Below are 18,228 nucleotides of genomic sequence, written 5' to 3'. Positions count from 1 at the left end.
CGATCACGAAGCGAGAGAGCTCATGACAATCCCAACCGATTCGATCCAGCACGCGGCATCGAGCACGTCCGGCACACGGACCGTGCGACATCGCCTGGTCAACATCGACAATGGCGGCACGCTGACCGACATCTGCGTGATGGACGGCGACAACGTGATTCGCACGAAGACGCTGACCACGCCGCATGACCTGTCGCAATGCCTGTTCGACGGGCTGCGCAAGGCGTCCGTAGCGATCTACGGCAACGAAGACCTGGAGGCGCTGCTGTTGTCGACGGCCGCGATCCGCTACTCGACGACCCAGGGGACGAACGCACTCGTCGAGCGCAAGGGGCCGCGGCTCGGGCTCGTGGTCGGGGGGACGCTGTCGGCCGCGCAGGTGCGCGACGCCGACGGCGCTGCCAACCTGTTCGACGCGGTGATCGGCAGCCGCGCAGTCACGCTGTCCGGCGATTCACCCGAAGCCGACGTGGTTCGGGTGGTCGGCGAACTCGCGGCGTCAGGGGCCAACCGGCTCGTGGTGGCGATCGGCGGCCCGCGCCGCGTCGAACTCGAACAGCGCCTGAAGCGCAAGCTACTGCGCAGCTTTCCGCCGCACCTGCTCGGCGCGCTACCGATCCTGTATGCACACGAAATTGCCGACGATGCGAGCGACGTGCGCCGCACGTGGACTGCACTGTTCAACGCGTTCCTGCATCCGGCGATGGAGCGCTTTCTCTACAGCGCCGAACAGAAGCTGCGCGACGCGCGTGCACAGAGCCCGCTGCTCGTGTTCCGCAACGACGGCTATGCAGGGCGCGTCGCGAAGACGATCGCGCTGAAGACCTACAGTTCCGGCCCGCGCGGCGGGATGGAAGGCGCACGTGTGCTGGCCCGGCACTACGGGTTGACGCATCTGCTGTCGATGGACATCGGCGGAACGACGACCGACATCGGCGTGGTCGACGAACGCGGCGTGCGCGCGGACCGGCACGGCAACGTCGAAGGCGTCGCGACGTCGTTCTCGTTGTGCGACGTGGTCAGTGCGGGCGTCGGCGGCAGCACGATCATCCGCGTAGCGGGCGAACGAATCGCGGTGGGGCCGGAAAGCGTCGGCAGCGCGCCGGGGCCGGCCTGTTTCGGCCTCGGCGGCACGCAGGCGACGATCACCGATGCATTCACGCTGGCGGGCCTGCTCGATCCCGCGTCGTTCTTTGGCGGCAAGCTGCAGCTCGACAAGGCGCGTGCCCGCCAAGCGGTTCATGCGCACGTGGCCGAACCGCTGAAGATGGGCGAACTCGAAGCGCTCGCCGCGATGGAAGCCGCGTGGGTGAAGAAAGTCGCCGACAGCCTCACCGCCTATGCGTCGATCCGGCCCGACACGACGCTTGCCGCGTTCGGCGGCGCGGGGGCGCTCGTCGCATGCCGCGTCGCGGAGGCGATCGGCGTGAAGCGGGTGTTGATTCCGGAGCTGGCGGCGGTGTTTTCCGCGTACGGAATCAGCTTTTCGGATGTCGGCCACAGCTTCTCGGCGCCGCTTGCCGAAGCGACCGACAGCGCACTTTCTGCCGCGATGGACACGCTGTTCACACGGGCATCGCGTGCGATGTTCGGTGAAGACGCGGCCATCGACGACTGCCGGTTGGTCTATACGGTCGAAGCGACGGGTGCCGACGGCCGGAGTAGCGAGCACGCGGTGACCGGCACGACGCTGCCGGCCGGGCTTGCGCCGGATGCGACGCTGTCCGTGTCGCTGACCGCGATCAAGCGCATGCCGCAAGCGACTCTGGACGGCCGCTTCGACGAGGCCGGCCACCAGCCCGCCGTTGCGCACGGCACGCGGCGCGTCGTGGTCGATGGCCGCGAAGCCGAACTGCCGCTGTACCGCGTCGAGGATCAGCCGAAGGGCGTCGCGGTACGCGAGGCCGGGCCGGCGGTACTTGAGGAAGCATTCTTCACGGGGCGCATCGACGCCGGCTGGCATTTCGACATCAATTCCGCCGGAGATATCCTGCTCAGCAGCGGCACGGAGAACGAATAATGAAAGTCCTGATTACCGAAACCCTGCGCATCGATCTCGGCACGGAACAATGGGAATGCCGGCGCTGCGGTCATGCGCACGGCAGCGCGCGCGACAACTACAAGCGCGGACTGCTCGTCCACGATCGCGATCCGCGCGAGATCCACAAACCGTTGCTCGATCCGAACCGCTACGCACGGACGTACTCGCCGGACCCGGACTGGTGCCGGATTCTCGAATACTACTGCCCGGAATGCGGTGTGCTCGTTGAAGCCGAATACCTGCCGCCCGGCCATCCGCCGCTGCACGACATTGATCTCGACATCGACGCGCTGAAGCTGCAATGGAGGGATCGCGAGGAGATGACGGAGCCCGCGCAGGCGCCCGACCTTGCACTCGAACGCGTGAAGCTGCAGCGCGCGCTGCATGCGGCTGCCCATCATCGCCATGCAGTCGGTGCCGGCGCCGACGCGTCGTCCACTTGAGCCACGGGGAGATTCGATCATGAAACGTGTTTCCGTCGACATTGGCGGCACCTTCACCGATTGCTTCGTGGCATGGGGCGATCATTGCGTCGAAGGCAAGTCGCTCACGACACACCACAATCTGGCGGTCGGCTTCAACGATTCGCTGGCCGACGCGTGCCGCCAGCTCGAACTGACGCCGACTCAGTTGCTGTCGGAAGTCGATTCGGTGCGCTATGCGACGACGCTAGGCACCAACGCGCTGATCGAGCGCAAGGGCCCGCGCGTCGGCCTGCTCGTCACGACGGGCTTCAAGCACACGGTGCCGCTGTCGCGTGCCCGCGGCTACGGGGAAGGGCTGTCCGAACACGAGCAGATGGACATTCCGAATGCGGCACGCCCGGAGCCACTCGTGGCGATTCCGCTGATCCGCGAGATCCGCGAGCGTGTCGACTACGTCGGCCAGGTGTTCTGGACGCTCGACGAGGACGACGTGCGCTTGCGCATCCGCGAGCTCGTCGACGCCGGTGCGCAGGCACTCGTCGTGATGTTTACGAACAGCGTCGTGAACCCGGTGCACGAGCTGCGCGTGCGCGAGATCTTCCTCGAGGAGTACCCGGCGCACATGCTCGGCGCGATCCCGATGCTGCTGTCGCACCAGGTGGTCGGCCGCAAGGGCGAGTATTCGCGCGCGACGTCGTCGATCATCGACGCGTTCCTGCATCAGATCATGTACCACGGGCTCGGCACGCTGGAGCTGAACCTGCGCCAGCAGGGCTACACGAAGCCGATGCTCGTCAATCACAACTCGGGCGGGATGGCGCAACTCAACTCGACCGATGCGCTGCAGACCGTCCACTCGGGGCCGGTGTCGGGCATCGCCGCGAGCGAGTACCTGGCAGCGGCGGCCGAACTGGGCAACGTCGTCGCGACCGACATGGGCGGCACGAGCTTCGACATAGGGATCGTCGTGCAGGGCGGGCAGAAGTTCTACGACTTCAACCCGGTGATCGATCGCTGGCTCGTCAGCGTGCCGATGGTGCACCTCGTCGCGCTGGGCGCGGGCGGCGGCTCGATCGCGCGCTACGAGCGGATGTACAAGACGGTCGAAATCGGCCCGCAGTCGGCCGGCTCCGATCCGGGGCCCGCGTGTTACGACCGCGGCGGCCAGCATCCGACCGTCACCGACGCCGACCTGCTGCTCGGCTATCTCGATCCGAAGAACTACGCGAACGGCCGCATTCCGCTGAATCCGCGCCGCGCGAAGCAGGCAATGCAGGACGACCTGTGCGACGTGCTCGATCTCGACGTGATCGAAACCGCCAAGCTGATCAAGAAGCAAGTCGATGCGTCGATGGCGAACGGCATCGCCACCGAATTGCGCACGCGCGGCTTCGAGCCGAAGGAATTCACGGTGCTCGCATACGGCGGCAACGGGCCGCTCCATGCGTGCGGGATCGCATCCGCGCTCGGGGTCGCTAAAGTGCTGGCACCGCCGTATTCGTCGACGTTCTCCGCGTGCGGTGCGGGGACGGTGAACCAGATGCATATCCACGAAATGAACACGTGGACGGTGCTGTTCAACCCGAACACGAAATCGTTCTTCCTGGATTTCGACACGTTCAACCGCGGCGTCGAGGAGCTCGAGCGGCGCGGGCGCGAGGATTTGGAGCGGCAGGGGATGGACCCGTCGCAGATCCGCTACCGGCTCGAACTCGACATGCGTTACGGCAACCAGCGCGTGCAGACGGCTGTCGTCACGCCGATCTCGCGCCTGAAGACGCAGCGCGACGTGCTGACGCTGATGGAGCTGTTCCATGAGAGTTACGGCTCGCGCTTCGGGGACGGCTCGCAAAGCCCGGAAACCGGCGTGCGGATCAACACGCTGCGTGTTTGCGCGTACGTCGAACAGCCGTCGGTGAAGTTTGCGAAGCTCGCGGTCAGCGACAACCCGCTGCCGCCGCCGGAGCCGGTCGGCTACCGCGAGTGCCACTTCGTCGGGCACGACGGGCCGCAACGCACCGCCATCTACGACGACCGCGCCCGTGCCGAGCGCACGCAGATCGAAGGGCCGGCCGTCATCACGACCCGCGCGACGACGTTCCTTGTCGAGCCGGGCTGGATCTATCAGGCGACGGCCCAGGGCGGCGCGTGGTTCCTGCGCAAGTGAGCAAGGAGATCGACATGCAAAACGACATCAATGCGGAAGACCGGGCGCTGCTCGACAAGTTCATCGCCGACAACACGCTGTTTCTCGGCCCCGATCCCGAGATCATGCGCAATCACAGCATCCTGCCGCGCTCGAAGCTGGAGAACGAAGTGCTGGAGCGCGGCGTCGACCCGCACCAGGTTCACCATGTGCGCGGGCTGATCAACTCGGCGCTGTCCGAAGCGTTCACAATGGTGAACCAGATGGGCGCGGCGCCGGGCGCGAAGTGGGGCGACCTCGTCACCGCGATCTACACCGCGCAGGGCGACCTGTCAATGATCGCGCCACACGGGATCATCGCGTTCGCCGCGTGCTGCTTCTATCCGATCCGCTTCATCATCAAGAACTGGGTGAACGACCCGACGGTCGGCGTGAAGGACGGCGACGGCTTCATCCACAACGACGCGCGCTACGGCGGCATTCACAACACCGACCAGTCGATGATGATGCCGCTGTTCTACAAGGGCGAACTCGTGTGCTGGCTGTCGTCGACGATCCACGAGGGCGAGAACGGCTCGACCGAGCCGGGCGGTCTGCCGGCCAAGGCCGAGAGCAAGTACGACGAAGGCATCAAGATGCCGCCGTTCAAGATCGTCGAGAACTTCGAGCTGAAGCGCGACCTCGTCACGTTCCTGCAGAACTCGGTGCGCGACCCGCGCCTGCAGCTCGAGGACATGAAGGTGAAGCTGCACGCGGTGCTGCGCCTGCGCGAGCGGATCATCGCGCTGCTCGACCAGTATGGGCGTGACGCGCTGGTCGGCACGTTGCGCACGCACCTGGAAGACGTCGAAACGGAGATGCGCCGCCGCATTCGTGAGTTGCCCGACGGCACGACGCGCGTGCTGCAGTTCATGGATTCGAGCCTGCGCGAAAACGCGCTGCAGAAGATCTCGTGCGCGATCACCGTGAAGGGCGACCGGATGGTGATGGATTTCCGCGGCTCGGCACCGCAGTTCATGAACCGTTCGGTCAATACCAACATCGCGTCGTTCAAGGCGGCGCTGTGCACGGGCCTGCTGCAGAACATCTGGCCCGACCTGCCGCATACGATGGCCGTGCTGTCGCCGATCGAGATCATCACCGATCGCAACTCGATCCTCGATGCGGAAGGCGAGATGCCGCAGGCGATGAGCCTGATGCCGCTGTTCAAGGGCTGCGTCGTGTGGACGATTCCGATGAACAAGCTGAGCTATAGCCTGCCGCATCGCTATTCGGCGGTGATCGCGTCTCAGTACGACCAGGCGGCGACGTTCATCTACGGCGGCCTGACGCAGCACGGCGACGTGACCGGCAACTTCTGCGCAGACATCAACGGAAACGGGCAGGGCGCGCGCAGCCACGCGGACGGCGAGCATTCGATCTCGCCCGTGTTCGGCTTCATGTGCGACACCGGCGAACACGAGATCGCGGAAGAGGACACGCCGATCATCCGCCTCGGTGCGCAACGGCTCGCGAAGGACCGGATCGGCTGGGGCAAGTATCGCGGCGGGATGGGCTACGAGCAGATCGCGACCGCGCGCGGTTCCGGGCTGTGGGGCTTCATGACCGGCTGCGAGGGCTCGAAGTTTCCGTCGGCGCAGGGGCTATTCGGCGGCTATTCGTGCCCGAGCTACCAGTTGATGAAGATCAAGGGCATCAACATCTTCAAGGTGCTCGAGGAGAACCCGAAGGCGGTCGACACGTTCGACATCGTCGAGCTGATGAACAAGCGGCCGATTCCGGGTGCGCAGTACAGCAGCCACGACATGGGCATGACGTTCGAGATCTGCAACGAGGGCGAGATCTACATGATCTGCCAAGGCTCGGGCGGCGGCTATGGCGACGTGCTCGAACGCGATCCGGCGCTCGTGATGAAGGACTTGCGGGAGGAGCTGATGTCGCACGAGAACGCGCGCGACATCTACAAGGTCGCCTACGACGAGGAGACGCTCGTCGTCGATGTCGAGGCGACGGCGGAAGCGCGGGCGGCCGAGCGGCTCGCACGGATTGCGCGCGGCAAGCCGTTCGACGCGTTCTGCGACGCCTGGGTGACACCGGAACCGCCCGCGACGCTGCCGTACTTCGGCAGCTGGAACGACCGCGCCGAGATCTACGCGACGACGCTGGGCCAGCGCGTCAGGATGCCGGCGGACGCGATTCAGGGCGCCTTCATGCTCGATCCGAAGGATGTCCGCATCGCGGAACTGGAGGCGCAGCTGTCAGACAAGGCGGCGCAGGCATAAGCCGGCGCAACGGCCTAGGCGCGGCGGGCGTGAGTTGCCGCGCCGAACGTTTTTTCCCTGCAGGACGGGCGGCGGTCGCGTGATTGACGGCCACCCGGCCTCATGCTGAACTGGAAGGCATCATGTCTCGACTCATCGATACCGCGCGGGTACGCCGGCCGCTCTGGCTGGATCACGCTGGCTACAGCGTGCCGTTGCTCGCGGGCGGCAGCACGCCCTGGCTCGACAGTGCCGCGTGCATCGCGTGGGCACGCCAGGCGCACAGGTTGCTCGGATCGGACGTGCTCACCTTGCCGCTGGCGGAGCTTGCCGCCGCATGGCTGACGCGCGACACGGCGTTGCAGGATGCAATGTTTGCGAACACGAAGCGCGCGCATCTGCCGCTGAAGGCCTGTCTCGCGAGCACGCCGCTGCGCGAGCATGCGGCTGCGCTGGCGGGCGCGTTGCGCGCGGCGTTGCCCGATGCGATCTTCGCACTCGCGCTGCCGTCTCCACGCGACTGGGCGGCTCGGGCGCTTGCGTCGGCAGGCGGTTCGCCGCACGGCGAGGTCGACGAGGATGCCGCCGATGCGGCGGCGTCGAGCATCGCGGATTTCCTGCGGGCGTTCGCGACGGCGGGCGTCGATGCGGTACTGCTGCACGAGTCGCGTACCTGGGAGGCCGACGAAACCGCGCTGTGGCTCGAACTGTATCAACCCGTCGCGAACGTCGCGACGCATTACGGCTGGGAATGGGGCATGCAATGGCCGGCGGCCGTGACGCTTGCCGACGGCCAGGGGCCGGATTTCACGATCGCGCCGACGCGATGCGGGCCCGGCACGGCCGGTATCGTCGTGCCGGACACGTTCTGGCAAGACGGTGCGCTGCCGGCGCCGGAACCCAAGGCGTTCGACGTGGCCGAGATTCCCGCTGCGGCACATCCGGAGACCGTTCTCGAACGGCTCGCGCTCTTAAATGAAAGGCGATTGACATGGTGAACGAAGGCGAACTGCTTTGGACGCCCGGCGAGACGTCCGTGCGCGGCTCCCATCTGGCCCGCTATCTCGACTGGCTCGCGACCGATCGCGATCTGGCATTCGCGGACTACGACGCGCTATGGCGCTGGTCGGTGCGCGAGCCTTACGCGTTCTGGGCGTCGATCTGGCAATGGCACGGCGTGCAGTACGACGGCTCGGCGCGACGCGTGACGGACGGCGCGCCGATGCCGCATACACGCTGGTTTCCGGATGCGCGCGTGAACTACGCGGAGCATGTGCTGCAGAATGCCGCGCATGCCGGTGCGGCGCCTGCCTTTCATTTCGCTTCCGAAACGCGAGCGCTGCAGACGATGTCGCTTGCCGAGCTCGGGAGCCAGGTGCGGCGCTTCGCGACGCGCCTGCGCGACCTCGGTGTGGTGCCGGGCGATCGCGTTGTCGCGTATCTGCCGAACGTGCCCGAGTGCGCGGTCGCGATGCTCGCGACGACCGCCATCGGTGCGATATGGTCGTCGGCTGCGATCGACTTCGGCGTGCGCACGGTCGTCGACCGCTTCCAGCAGATCGCGCCGAAGGTGCTGATCGCCGCCGACGGCTACCACTTCGGCGGCAAGGTATTCGATCGACGGCGCGAGGTCGCCGAGATTGCGCGGGCGCTGCCGTCGCTGCAGACGCTCGTCTGGCTGCCAAACGTGGCAGGTGCGATTCCGGTCGAAGCGACGGCGCTGCCGTGCGCGGTGCACGCATGGGACGCGTTGCTCGCCGGCCCCGACGTGCCGGCCGATACGTTCCGCTTCGAGCGGGTCGGCGCCGATCATCCGCTGTGGATCGTGTTCTCGTCGGGTACCACGGGCTTGCCCAAGGCGATCGTGCATAGTCATGCGGGCATCCTGGCCGAGCACCTGAAGTTGATGCATCTGCATCTGGACCTGCACCCGGGCGACGTGATGTTCTTCTACAGCACGACCGGCTGGATGATGTGGAATCTGCTGGTCGCCTCGCTGCTGACCGGCGCGTCCGCCGTGCTCTACGACGGCAGCCCGATGCACGGCGGCCCCGAGTGTCTGTGGCGGCTCGCGGCCGACGCCGGCGCCACCTGCTTCGGCGGCAGTCCGACCTTCGTGCAGATGATGGAGAAATCGGGTATCGAGCCCGGGCGGCAGTTCGACCTGTCGGCGCTCAGGAGCGTGCTGCTCTCGGGTGCGCCGAGCACGCCCGAGACGTTCACATGGTTCTACCGCAACGTGAAGCAGGACTTGTGGGTCACGTCGCAATCGGGCGGCACCGAGCTGTGCAGCGGGCTGGTGGGCGCGGTGCCATCGCTGCCGGTCCACGCGGGAGAGATCCAGGCGCGCATGCTCGGCATGGCAGTCGACGTGTGGAACGACGACGGGCAGCCGGTCGTCGACGAAGTAGGCGAGCTGGTCGTGACGCAGCCGGCCCCGTCGATGCCGATCTTCTTCTGGAACGACGACGGCGGCGCGCGCTATCGCGAGTCGTACTTCGAAACCTTTCCTGGCGTATGGCGGCACGGCGACTTCATGCGTATCACGCGCGACGGCGGCTGTTACATCTACGGGCGTGCGGATTCGACGCTGAATCGATACGGTGTACGAATCGGCTCGGCGGAGATCTATCGCGTCGTCGAGGAGATCGACGAGGTGGCCGACAGCCTGGTCGTGTGCTGCGAATTGCCAGGCGGCGGTTTCTTCATGCCGCTGTTCGTGCGGCTGCGCAATGGCGAAACGCTCGATGACACGCTGCGTGCGCGCATCGCCGAGCGGCTGCGCACGCTATGCAGCCCACGCCATGTGCCGGACACGATGGTCGCGATGGACCAGATACCGTACACGCTGACGGGCAAGAAAATGGAGGTGCCGGTGCGCAAGATCCTGATGGGGCGTCCGGTCGAGCAGGCGGCGAGCCGCGACGCGATGGCCAATCCGGCCGCGCTCGATGCCTACGTCGCGTTTGCCGCCGAGGTGCCGCGATGACCGCGAATGCCTCGCTCCCCGAAGCGGCCGCGGTGCCCGGCGACGACGAACCCGCGGCGCACGCATCGGCGGCGTGCCTGCGACCTTACTGCTGTAATCCGTTCGCGGCGTTCTCCGCGTTTTCCCGGGTGGGCGGGTGGACGTCGCCGCTGCCGGACGCAGGTGCGGTACCCGAAGGCGATGCCACGGCTTGAAGCTGCCGCGTGAATGCGGCACGATGAGCGACCCGACCCCTCACCCGGATGATCGTGACCGTTTCCCGAAATGCGATCCAGCGCAGCGTGCGTCATGACGGCGTGGACCTGCGCGAGCACAAGTTTTCGCCACCCGCCGCACGGCGCGGCGCGATCGTGCGCCACGCGTTGCTCGAACGCGTGACGCGGCTCGGCGTGCCGCACGTCGTGATCCTGCACGCGCCGCTCGGCAGCGGCAAATCCACGCTGCTTCGGCAGATCATGGAGATCGGCACCGCGAAGCGCTGGACGATCGGGTGGCTGACGCTCGACGAGAACGACAACGATCCGCGCCGCTTCGAAACGTACTTCATCGCGCTGGTCACGCAGATGGTGGCCGACGCGGGCGGCCCCGCGCCCGAGCAGTCGCCGGCGACGACCGACAACATGATCGACTGGGTGCTCGATCGATTCGGGCAGATTCCCGGCCCGATCGGCTTGTGCATCGACGATCTCCAGTGGATTCGCGATCCCGCGATCCTGCGGTTCCTGCGCGACCTGTTGCGCGCGCTGCCGGGCCGCTGCCGGATCTATATCGGGTCGCGCAATTTGCCGGACATCGGCGTGAGCACGCTGCTCGTCGCCGAGGAGGCGCTGGTGCTGCGGATGGAGGACCTGCGTTTCTCGCCGGCGGAGTCGGTCGAGTTCATGACCGCGTCGGACGACGAGGCGCTCGACGCGGAGATCGCGTCGTTCGTGCAGGCGCGCACCGAAGGCTGGCCAGCCGGATTGCAGCTGTTCAAGCTTGCGCTTGCGCGCGGCAATCCGTGGCACACGGTCGACGAGATGCGCGATTGCGGGCCGCTGGAGCTGGTGCGCTACCTGTCGGAAAACACGCTGTCGCTGCAGCCGCCGGACGCGCAGGTGTTCCTGCTGAAAACATCGTTGCTGCGGCGCCTGAACGGATCGCTGTGCACGGAGGTGACCGGCGCGCATTACGCAGACGCGGTGCTGCAGCGACTGGAGCAGGACGGCCTGTTTCTCGAGGCGCTCGACGGCAATCCTGGCTGGTACAGGTATCACAGCCTGTTTGCGCGCTTCCTGTCCGAGCGTCTCGGCAAGGACGATCCCGATGGTGTGCTCGACGTGCACCGGCGCGCGGCGCACTGGTACTTGCGGCATGGCGTGCCCGAGGAAGCGATGTATCACGCGGTCGAGGCGCGTGAGTACGCGCTTGCAGTGCGCACGCTCGACGAATGGGCCTCGCGGCTGATCGCGGGCGCGGAGCTGGCCACGGTGGCGTACTGGTTCGACCGGCTGCCGTTGAACGAGGTGCTCGGCAACCGGAGTCTCGCGATCAAGGTCGCGTGGGCGATCGTGTTCCTGCGTCGCGGGAGCCCGACGCATCCGCTTCTCTCGTATCTCGACGAGACGCGCGCTCGCGAACATGATGGCGCCACGCACAATCCGGACGTCGTGCTGGCGATGGCGACGATGTTCAACAACGACCTGCGCGGCGCCGCGCGTCTCGCGAATATCCCGGTGCTGCATCAGCCGGCACGCGACATCTTCGAGGCGTTCGAACTGGGCGCGGCAGCGAACCTGTTGACGTTCAGCGCGATGGCGACGTGGAACGAGGAAGACATCCACCACATGCTCGTGCTGGCGAACAGCCACAACGATCATGCACAGGCCGCGTTCAGCCAGGGCTACACGCTCGCGCTGCGCTGCATCCTGCAGGTCACCAGCGGACAGCCGAGGCTCGCGACCGAAGCGCCGCGCGCGACGTCGGGCACCCGGCCGTGGCCCTACGTGAATCGCGGCATGGCGGCGGTGGCGCTTGCGGCATCGCGGATCTGGGCGTGCTATGAAGCCGATGCGCTCGACATCGGGGAGCGGCTTGCGACCCAGTTCGAGGACGAGATTGCGCTTGCGGCGGTGCCGGAATTCATCGCGCTGTCGATGGTCTCAATCGCGCGCATCCACGCGGCCCGGGGGCGGATGATCCAGGCACGCGACGCGCTCGACACGCTCGAGCGCCTGAGCTTTCAGAGCCAGTGGTCGGGCGTGCGCGAGATGATCGCGTGGGAGCGGCTTTACTTTACCGGGCGCAGCGGCGATGCGGCGCGTGTCGATGCGCTGCTGCAGCACGTGACGGACGACGCGTCGCCGTCTGACCCCGTGTGGATTCCGATCACCGAGATGCTGAGCGGGCGGCTGCTGGGACGGATCCGGCTCGCGCTGTTCCGGCAGCAACTCGACCGGGCCGGCGAGTTGCTGAAAGCCGCGCTGGCGATCACGCCGGCCCGGCCGCTGCTGTCGGTCAAGCTGCACGTGCTGCAGGCACTGCTACAGCATCGGCAGGGGCATACGCGGCTCGCGCTGCGAACGCTGCAGGGCTTACGCCAAACCGCGAGCGCCGGCGGCTGCCGACGCGCGTTGCTCGACGAAGGCGCGGAACTGGTCGCGTTGCTCGACCAGGCGCCCGACGCGGAGATGCTGCATACGGCGCAGGCAGCATCGGAACAACGTTCCCACACGGCGGCGTGGTACGGCGCTTTGTCGCAGCGCGAACAGGAAATCCTGCGGCTGCTGTGCAGCGGCGCATCGAATCGCGAGATTTCGGAGAAGCTGTTTCTTTCCGAAAACACCGTGAAGTTTCATCTGAAGAACGTGTACCTGAAGCTGGACGTCAAGAATCGCGCGCAGGCGATTCTCAAGGCGCAACTCGACTTGCGGTGAAACAAGGCGAAGAGGACGGCCAGGCGGGTTGCGTGGCCGTCCTCTTCGGTACGTCAGCGAGGGCTATCGCGGCACGGGAGAGTGCGGCGGAAAATGCCCGCCACCGTGTCACGTCCGGGCGTGCGTCAGATCTCGACGAATTCGTGCTCGAGCCGGACCAGATCGAAGCTGGTGAGATCGCGACCCACGCTGCTTGGCTGGAAGAAGTGCGCGGGGAGGAGGGGGAAGACCTGCAACTATCGAGTGATAGCGAGGGTTCGGACGAAACGATGCAGATCACGACTCACGCCCTGCCTCAGATTCGCAAAAGCCGATTCTTCAAGATCCTCAGGGCGTGCGGCGTCGAGGTTGTGCAAGGGCAAGGATCGGAGAAGAAACTGTTGAGAGCGGGAGCACACACATTTCGACTTGGCAGCCATTACGGTCTGAATCCAACGATCCCGTCTTTCCTGGCATGCCGGATTCTCCGGCGCCTCGAGATCGGCCGTTCGGAGTGGGTCGCCGCGGTCAACGATCTCTAGATCGTGGTGACGGCCCGAGAGGCGGGCAGATTGGCGCCCGGTTCCGGGCTCGCAACCGTTCTGTTTGCGATGTGCCCAGGGGCGTAGTTGGTCAGCGGTCCAGATGGTAAGTTACCGTGCACGTTGTTATCGTACCGAAGTAAAACGTCCTGTTGGTCGACCTTATCGGGCCTCGCCGACATAGACCTACCTCTTTAGTAGGAAAGCAACGTAATGTTCATTTCTGAAATATATGCGAGCGGGTTTCGATGTTTCGGCCCGAACGCCCCGTTGCAACTGAAACTCTCACCCGGCCTCAATATTCTGGTAGGGCCAAACGATGCGGGCAAGAGCGCAATTGTGGACGCTGCTCGTTATGTTCTTTGGACGCGCGGAGATGACTATATCCGTCCGGACGAATATGACTTCCATATTGGCGCGGACGGCACCCGCGGATCCGACTTCGTCGTTCGCTGCACTTTCGACAGTCTTAACGCTGATGAAGAGGCGCGCTTTCTAGAATGGTGCACGAACGACAAGGGTAAGTTACGACTCCATGTCTGTCTGCGAGGATCACGGCGAGTTTCGCCGGGTGGCGGCACCGTTGTCGCCAGTCAACATCGCGCTGGCGTGGATGGCGAAGGCCTACCGCTCGACGGTGACCTGAGAGAATACCTCAAGGCCACCTATCTCAAACCACTTCGTGACGCCGAGCGAGAGATGCGCGCGGGTCGACGATCCAGGCTGTCACGCATCCTTGGTGCCATGCCATCTATGGGTTCCCAGAATAAGCCCGCCGATGAAGGGCAGGGTGCCACCCTCCACGATACGTTGGCGTCAGCGGCCAAGGCCATTAGAGAAAACCCAGCTGTTGATGGCGTTGCTCGAAGCGTTAATACGGATTTTCTCGACAAGTTGTCGTTTGTGGATGACCAACTCGTGGCGACGCTAGATCTCGGCGCGGGCGGATCTTTTGATCAAATCCTCGAGCGGTTCGAACTCTATCTGAACGCCAAGACGGGTGCCGAACGCGTCCAGCGCGGATTAGGTTACAACAATCTCTTGTTCATGGCGGCCGAACTGCTGTTGCTCCAATCGCATCCTGACCAAGTGCCGTTTCTTCTGATTGAGGAGCCAGAGGCGCATTTACACCCGCAGCATCAGGCGCTTTTCATGGAGGTGCTCGCGGATAGGGCTCGTAAAGCCGAAGCTGCGGACGGTCCGCCCGGTCAACAGATTCAGGTTTTGCTCACGACTCATAGCCCGCAGCTCGCGGCCGGCGCCGAACTGGAGACCATGACGATCGTCATCGGACATCGGGCATTTCCTCTCGGCATGGAGCATACCCGGCTCGACGTAACCGACTATGAATTCCTCCGTCGCTTTCTTGATGCGACCAAGGCCAACCTATTTTTTGCCCGCGCCTTGATCGTTGTCGAGGGAGACGGAGAAAGCTTACTGTTGCCTACGCTTGCCGAGAAGCTCGGCCGGCCGCTTAGTCGCCATGGTGTGTCCATCGTAAACGTTGGACATCGTGGTCTGTTCCGATACAGTCGCATCTTGCAACGTAAGGCTGGTGCAGCGATCGCGGTGCCTGTGGCTCTGATCCCAGATCGAGATATCCCTCCAGCTGAAGCGAAGGGTCTTGTTGGCGCACGCAAGACCGAAAATGAGTTGACGCAAGACGAAATCGAGGCACGGATGAAGGCGTTGCGGCGCGACGTTGGAGACCCTGTCGATGTTTTCATTGCCGACAATTGGACACTTGAATACGATCTCGCACTGCGGCCAGCGCTCGCCTGACCTGCCCCCTACAAACAGGGCCAGCCGGAGTCTAGTAAAGTTCGTTTTCGGAGAAGAAGACGGACATGAAGAAGCGCTTTACGGAACAGCAAATCATCGGGTTTCTGAAGGAAGCCGAAGCCGGTATGGCGGTCAAGGAACTGTGCAGGAAGTACGGGTTCAGTGACGCGTCGTTCTACACCTGGCGCGCGAAGTTCGGCGGCATGGAAGTCTCGGAAGCCCGCCGGCTCAAGGACCTCGAGGTGGAGAATGCCCGGCTGAAGAAGCTGCTGGCCGAAGCAATGCTCGATATGGAAGCGTTGAAGGTCGTCGTCAAGGGAAAGCCCTGAGCCCGCAAGCCAAACGCGAAGCAGTGTCGGCGATTCGGGAGAAGGTCAATATCTCCGAGCGCCGCGCCTGCCGGCTTGTCGGGCTTTCTCGCAGCGTGCTGCATTACGACGCGAAGCCGGACCACGAGAATGAGCTGCTAGCGGCGCGTCTGGTGGAATTGGCACACGAACGTCGTCGATTCGGCTACCGTCGACTGCACGCCCTGGTGGAGCGCGAAGGCACGCACGCCAATCACAAGCGCATCTATCGCCTGTACCGTGAGGCAGGGCTGGCTGTGCGGCGCCGTCGCAAGCGCCATGGCGTCATGATTGAGCGCGAGCAACTGGCATTGCCGGGCGCGCCCAACGAGGTGTGGTCAATCGATTTCGTGATGGATGCGCTTTCCAACGGCCGTCGCGTGAAGTGCCTGACCGTCGTCGACGACTTCACGAAAGAGGCTGTCGACATCGTCGTCGACCATGGCATCTCAGGCTTGTATGTCGCTCGGGCATTGGACCGTGCAGCTCGCTTCCGTGGCTATCCCAAGGCGGTGCGAACAGACCAGGGACCCGAATTCACGAGCCGCGCGCTTGACCAGTGGGCATATGCGAACGGCGTCACGCTGAAGTTGATTCAGGCGGGCAAGCCAACGCAAAATGCGTACATCGAATCGTTCAACGGCAAGTTCCGCGACGAATGCCTTAACGAGCACTGGTTCACGACGCTCGCGCACGCTCGGGCTGTCATCGCGGCATGGCGTCAGGACTACAACGAGCAAAGGCCGCACAGCGCACTGAACTACCTTGCGCCGTCAGAGTTTGCGGCGAAACACCGGGCAACCGCGGATGCTCCTGCCGCTTTCCAGGAGCTGGTTTAACAGGACTTTGCTAGAAGCCCATTGGCCCTATTGAAGGGGGCAGGTCAGTTGAGATGTATGATTTTTTCGTCCGCAAAAAAGTATGCTGTTGAGATGGAGGGTCGAAAATCTATGCGGTTGAGATGTAAACCGGCCAAAACCACACAGTTTTGCTCCGGAGCACTCATTTGAACTTAGCCAGAAGCGGACATTACAACTTAGCCGCTACAATCACAAAATTCGATCATGTTAATTATGTCAAGTTGAATTGCTATTCGCCCCCCATACCTGGGTGGGTCTCGCGCGATGCTGCGCACCATCCCCACGCTCGCCGGACATGCATTATGATGCTCGCCGCGCAGGCGTACCTGCCGCTACTGCGCTGATCATTCGACTGAAGTTCTGGAGCGAGCATGCAAGACATCATCGACGGTTTTCTGCGTTTTCAGCGCGACATCTACCCGCAACGTGAGGCGCTTTTCAAGCAACTCGCGACGTCACAGAATCCCAAGGCGCTGTTCGTCACGTGCTCCGACAGCCGAGTCGTGCCTGAGCTGCTCACTCAGCGCGAGCCGGGCGAACTGTTCGTGATCCGCAATGCGGGCAATATCGTGCCGTCGTACGGCCCGGAACCCGGCGGCGTGTCGGCCACCGTGGAATACGCGGTCGCCGTTCTCGGCGTTCGGGATATCGTGATCTGCGGCCATTCCGATTGCGGTGCGATGGGCGCGATTTCGCGCTGCACCTGCCTCGATCATCTGCCGGCCGTGGCGAACTGGCTGCGTCATGCCGATTCCGCGAAAGTCATCAACGCCGCGCATGAATACGACTCGCCGCGCGCGAAGCTCGACGGGCTCGTGCGCGAAAACGTGATCGCGCAGCTTGCCAACCTGCGCACTCACCCTTCCGTCGCGCTTGCGCTGGAGCAAGGACGTCTGAATCTGCACGGCTGGGTCTACGACATCGAGACAGGCGGCATCGATGCGCTGGATGGCACCACCCGACATTTTGTCCCGCTGGCCGAGTCGCCCACGGTGGTCGCGGTGAACTCGCGTAATCGCGGGCAGGTCTAGCCCCCGAACGGTTCGCGCCCGGTATCGGGCGCGAACACAACGCCCCGCCGAACAGAACGGGTACGCAGGCGCCCGTTTGTATCGATCAGCCCCGCGCGCATCTAGCGCCGTCGAGGCTGACGCCGTTTCGCGTGACGTGCATCGAGCAACGTCACGCGACTTCGGTCTTCGACCAGCCTCTCCGCTTCCTCTCCTTCGCAACCGTCATCGGCACGGCGCATACGGAACGCGGCGTTGCCCGCACCTAATGAGGCCGCGCATGCCGGTTGCAGTGTGGTCGCCCTAATGCGCAGTGCGCAGCAGCATCGTCGTGTCGTAACCGAGCGTCCGGACCCGCTCAACAAGCGCCGCGGCCTGTTCAGCGGAGGGCTTCGCGTCGCGCGTCAGGATCCACAGGAACCGACCCGACGGTTCACCGACGATCGACCATGAATAGTCGTCGGCGTGATCGAGCACCCAGTAATCGCCGAAAAAGAAAGGCCCGAAGAACGACACTTTCAGCTTTGCATTGCCGCTATCGGCCACGATCTTTGCGCGCCCGTCGGAGGTTCGCGCGCGGCCGTCCGGTCGACCTTCGTGGCAGGTATTGCGCACGCCGATGAGACCGTCTTCCCGCTTCGCATATTCGGCCGTCACCCCGGCGCAGCCGCGCTCGAACCGGTTCTCGTAGCGCGCGAACTCGTACCATCGGCCGACGTAGCGATCGAGATCAACGGTTCTCGCGGGCTGCGGAACATGCGCATTGCCGCTCGGCCCGCCGGCCAGGCCTGCGCATCCCGCGAGCAGGAGTGCTGCGCCCGCAATGATCACACTCGCCGTCCGCAGCGGTCTACCAAGGGTACTTCGCTTCATTCAATGGCTCTCCAGGCACGAAACGCGGCCATTGTGCACCCAACCAACGGTGGGCTGC

General features: G+C 64.5%; 12 protein-coding genes. 11 read left to right on the top strand and 1 reads right to left on the bottom strand.

The window, feature by feature from the left end; genetic code table 11:
- Window positions 1–22 precede the first annotated feature (22 nt).
- The 11 genes from WS66_RS30920 (at window position 23) to WS66_RS30865 (ending at window position 17,318) form a co-directional block, all read left to right on the top strand.
- Window positions 23–2,020 carry a hydantoinase/oxoprolinase family protein gene (locus WS66_RS30920; protein WP_059600876.1) on the top strand — a complete coding sequence of 666 codons (1,998 nt, stop codon included), beginning with the start codon at window positions 23–25 and terminating at the stop codon, window positions 2,018–2,020.
- Window positions 2,020–2,484 (top strand): acetone carboxylase subunit gamma, encoded by a 465-nt coding sequence (locus WS66_RS30915; RefSeq protein WP_059600874.1) that lies wholly within the window; start codon window positions 2,020–2,022, stop codon window positions 2,482–2,484. The genes WS66_RS30920 and WS66_RS30915 overlap by 1 nt, the downstream gene beginning before the upstream one ends.
- A 19-nt stretch (window positions 2,485–2,503) precedes the next feature.
- Window positions 2,504–4,633 carry a hydantoinase/oxoprolinase family protein gene (locus tag WS66_RS30910; RefSeq protein ID WP_059600872.1) on the top strand — a complete coding sequence of 710 codons (2,130 nt, stop codon included), beginning with the start codon at window positions 2,504–2,506 and terminating at the stop codon, window positions 4,631–4,633.
- A 14-nt stretch (window positions 4,634–4,647) separates the two neighbouring features.
- Window positions 4,648–6,894, top strand: a complete 2,247-nt coding sequence (locus tag WS66_RS30905; protein ID WP_059600967.1) for a hydantoinase B/oxoprolinase family protein — start codon at window positions 4,648–4,650, stop codon at window positions 6,892–6,894.
- 122 nt (window positions 6,895–7,016) lie between these two features.
- Window positions 7,017–7,871: a hypothetical protein gene (locus WS66_RS30900; RefSeq protein ID WP_059600869.1), complete on the top strand. Its 855-nt coding sequence runs from the start codon at window positions 7,017–7,019 to the stop codon at window positions 7,869–7,871.
- The gene (locus WS66_RS30895; RefSeq protein ID WP_059600866.1) at window positions 7,865–9,862 is read left to right on the top strand and encodes an acetoacetate--CoA ligase; all 1,998 of its coding nucleotides are present in this window, start codon (window positions 7,865–7,867) and stop codon (window positions 9,860–9,862) included. The genes WS66_RS30900 and WS66_RS30895 overlap by 7 nt, the downstream gene beginning before the upstream one ends.
- 242 nt (window positions 9,863–10,104) lie before the next feature.
- Window positions 10,105–12,777: a LuxR C-terminal-related transcriptional regulator gene (locus tag WS66_RS30885; RefSeq protein WP_059600861.1), complete on the top strand. Its 2,673-nt coding sequence runs from the start codon at window positions 10,105–10,107 to the stop codon at window positions 12,775–12,777.
- Window positions 12,774–13,298 carry a hypothetical protein gene (locus tag WS66_RS30880; protein ID WP_059600859.1) on the top strand — a complete coding sequence of 175 codons (525 nt, stop codon included), beginning with the start codon at window positions 12,774–12,776 and terminating at the stop codon, window positions 13,296–13,298. Before WS66_RS30885 ends, WS66_RS30880 begins: the two co-directional genes overlap by 4 nt.
- Window positions 13,299–13,511: 213 nt before the next feature.
- Window positions 13,512–15,080 (top strand): ATP-dependent nuclease, encoded by a 1,569-nt coding sequence (locus WS66_RS30875; protein WP_082728907.1) that lies wholly within the window; start codon window positions 13,512–13,514, stop codon window positions 15,078–15,080.
- A gap of 65 nt (window positions 15,081–15,145) precedes the next feature.
- Window positions 15,146–16,266, top strand: a protein-coding gene (locus tag WS66_RS30870; RefSeq protein WP_108064606.1) for an IS3-like element IS407 family transposase whose coding sequence is annotated in 2 segments (ribosomal slippage) — window positions 15,146–15,404 and window positions 15,404–16,266 — 1,122 coding nt in all. Because the reading frame shifts where the segments join, the coding sequence is not laid out codon by codon here.
- A gap of 392 nt (window positions 16,267–16,658) precedes the next feature.
- Window positions 16,659–17,318, top strand: a complete 660-nt coding sequence (locus tag WS66_RS30865; protein ID WP_034203524.1) for a carbonic anhydrase — start codon at window positions 16,659–16,661, stop codon at window positions 17,316–17,318.
- Window positions 17,319–17,600: 282 nt separating this feature from the next.
- Here WS66_RS30865 and WS66_RS30860 read toward each other — a convergent pair whose 3' ends face one another.
- Window positions 17,601–18,170 (bottom strand): lipocalin family protein, encoded by a 570-nt coding sequence (locus tag WS66_RS30860; RefSeq protein ID WP_059608032.1) that lies wholly within the window; start codon window positions 18,168–18,170, stop codon window positions 17,601–17,603.
- Between the last annotated feature and the right edge of the window lie 58 nt (window positions 18,171–18,228).

Source organism: Burkholderia sp. LA-2-3-30-S1-D2 (assembly GCF_001523915.2).
GTDB lineage: Bacteria > Pseudomonadota > Gammaproteobacteria > Burkholderiales > Burkholderiaceae > Burkholderia > Burkholderia diffusa.
This window is presented reverse-complemented; position numbering and strand designations above follow the sequence as displayed.

Coding starts and splice junctions, on each gene's coding strand:
- WS66_RS30895 (WP_059600866.1), top strand. CDS start 7,865: ATGGTGAACGAAGGCGAACTGCTTTGGACGCCCGGCGAGACGTCCGTG.
- WS66_RS30920 (WP_059600876.1), top strand. CDS start 23: ATGACAATCCCAACCGATTCGATCCAGCACGCGGCATCGAGCACGTCC.
- WS66_RS30865 (WP_034203524.1), top strand. CDS start 16,659: ATGCAAGACATCATCGACGGTTTTCTGCGTTTTCAGCGCGACATCTAC.
- WS66_RS30915 (WP_059600874.1), top strand. CDS start 2,020: ATGAAAGTCCTGATTACCGAAACCCTGCGCATCGATCTCGGCACGGAA.
- WS66_RS30875 (WP_082728907.1), top strand. CDS start 13,512: ATGTTCATTTCTGAAATATATGCGAGCGGGTTTCGATGTTTCGGCCCG.
- WS66_RS30905 (WP_059600967.1), top strand. CDS start 4,648: ATGCAAAACGACATCAATGCGGAAGACCGGGCGCTGCTCGACAAGTTC.
- WS66_RS30900 (WP_059600869.1), top strand. CDS start 7,017: ATGTCTCGACTCATCGATACCGCGCGGGTACGCCGGCCGCTCTGGCTG.
- WS66_RS30860 (WP_059608032.1), bottom strand. CDS start 18,170: ATGAAGCGAAGTACCCTTGGTAGACCGCTGCGGACGGCGAGTGTGATC.
- WS66_RS30885 (WP_059600861.1), top strand. CDS start 10,105: ATGATCGTGACCGTTTCCCGAAATGCGATCCAGCGCAGCGTGCGTCAT.
- WS66_RS30910 (WP_059600872.1), top strand. CDS start 2,504: ATGAAACGTGTTTCCGTCGACATTGGCGGCACCTTCACCGATTGCTTC.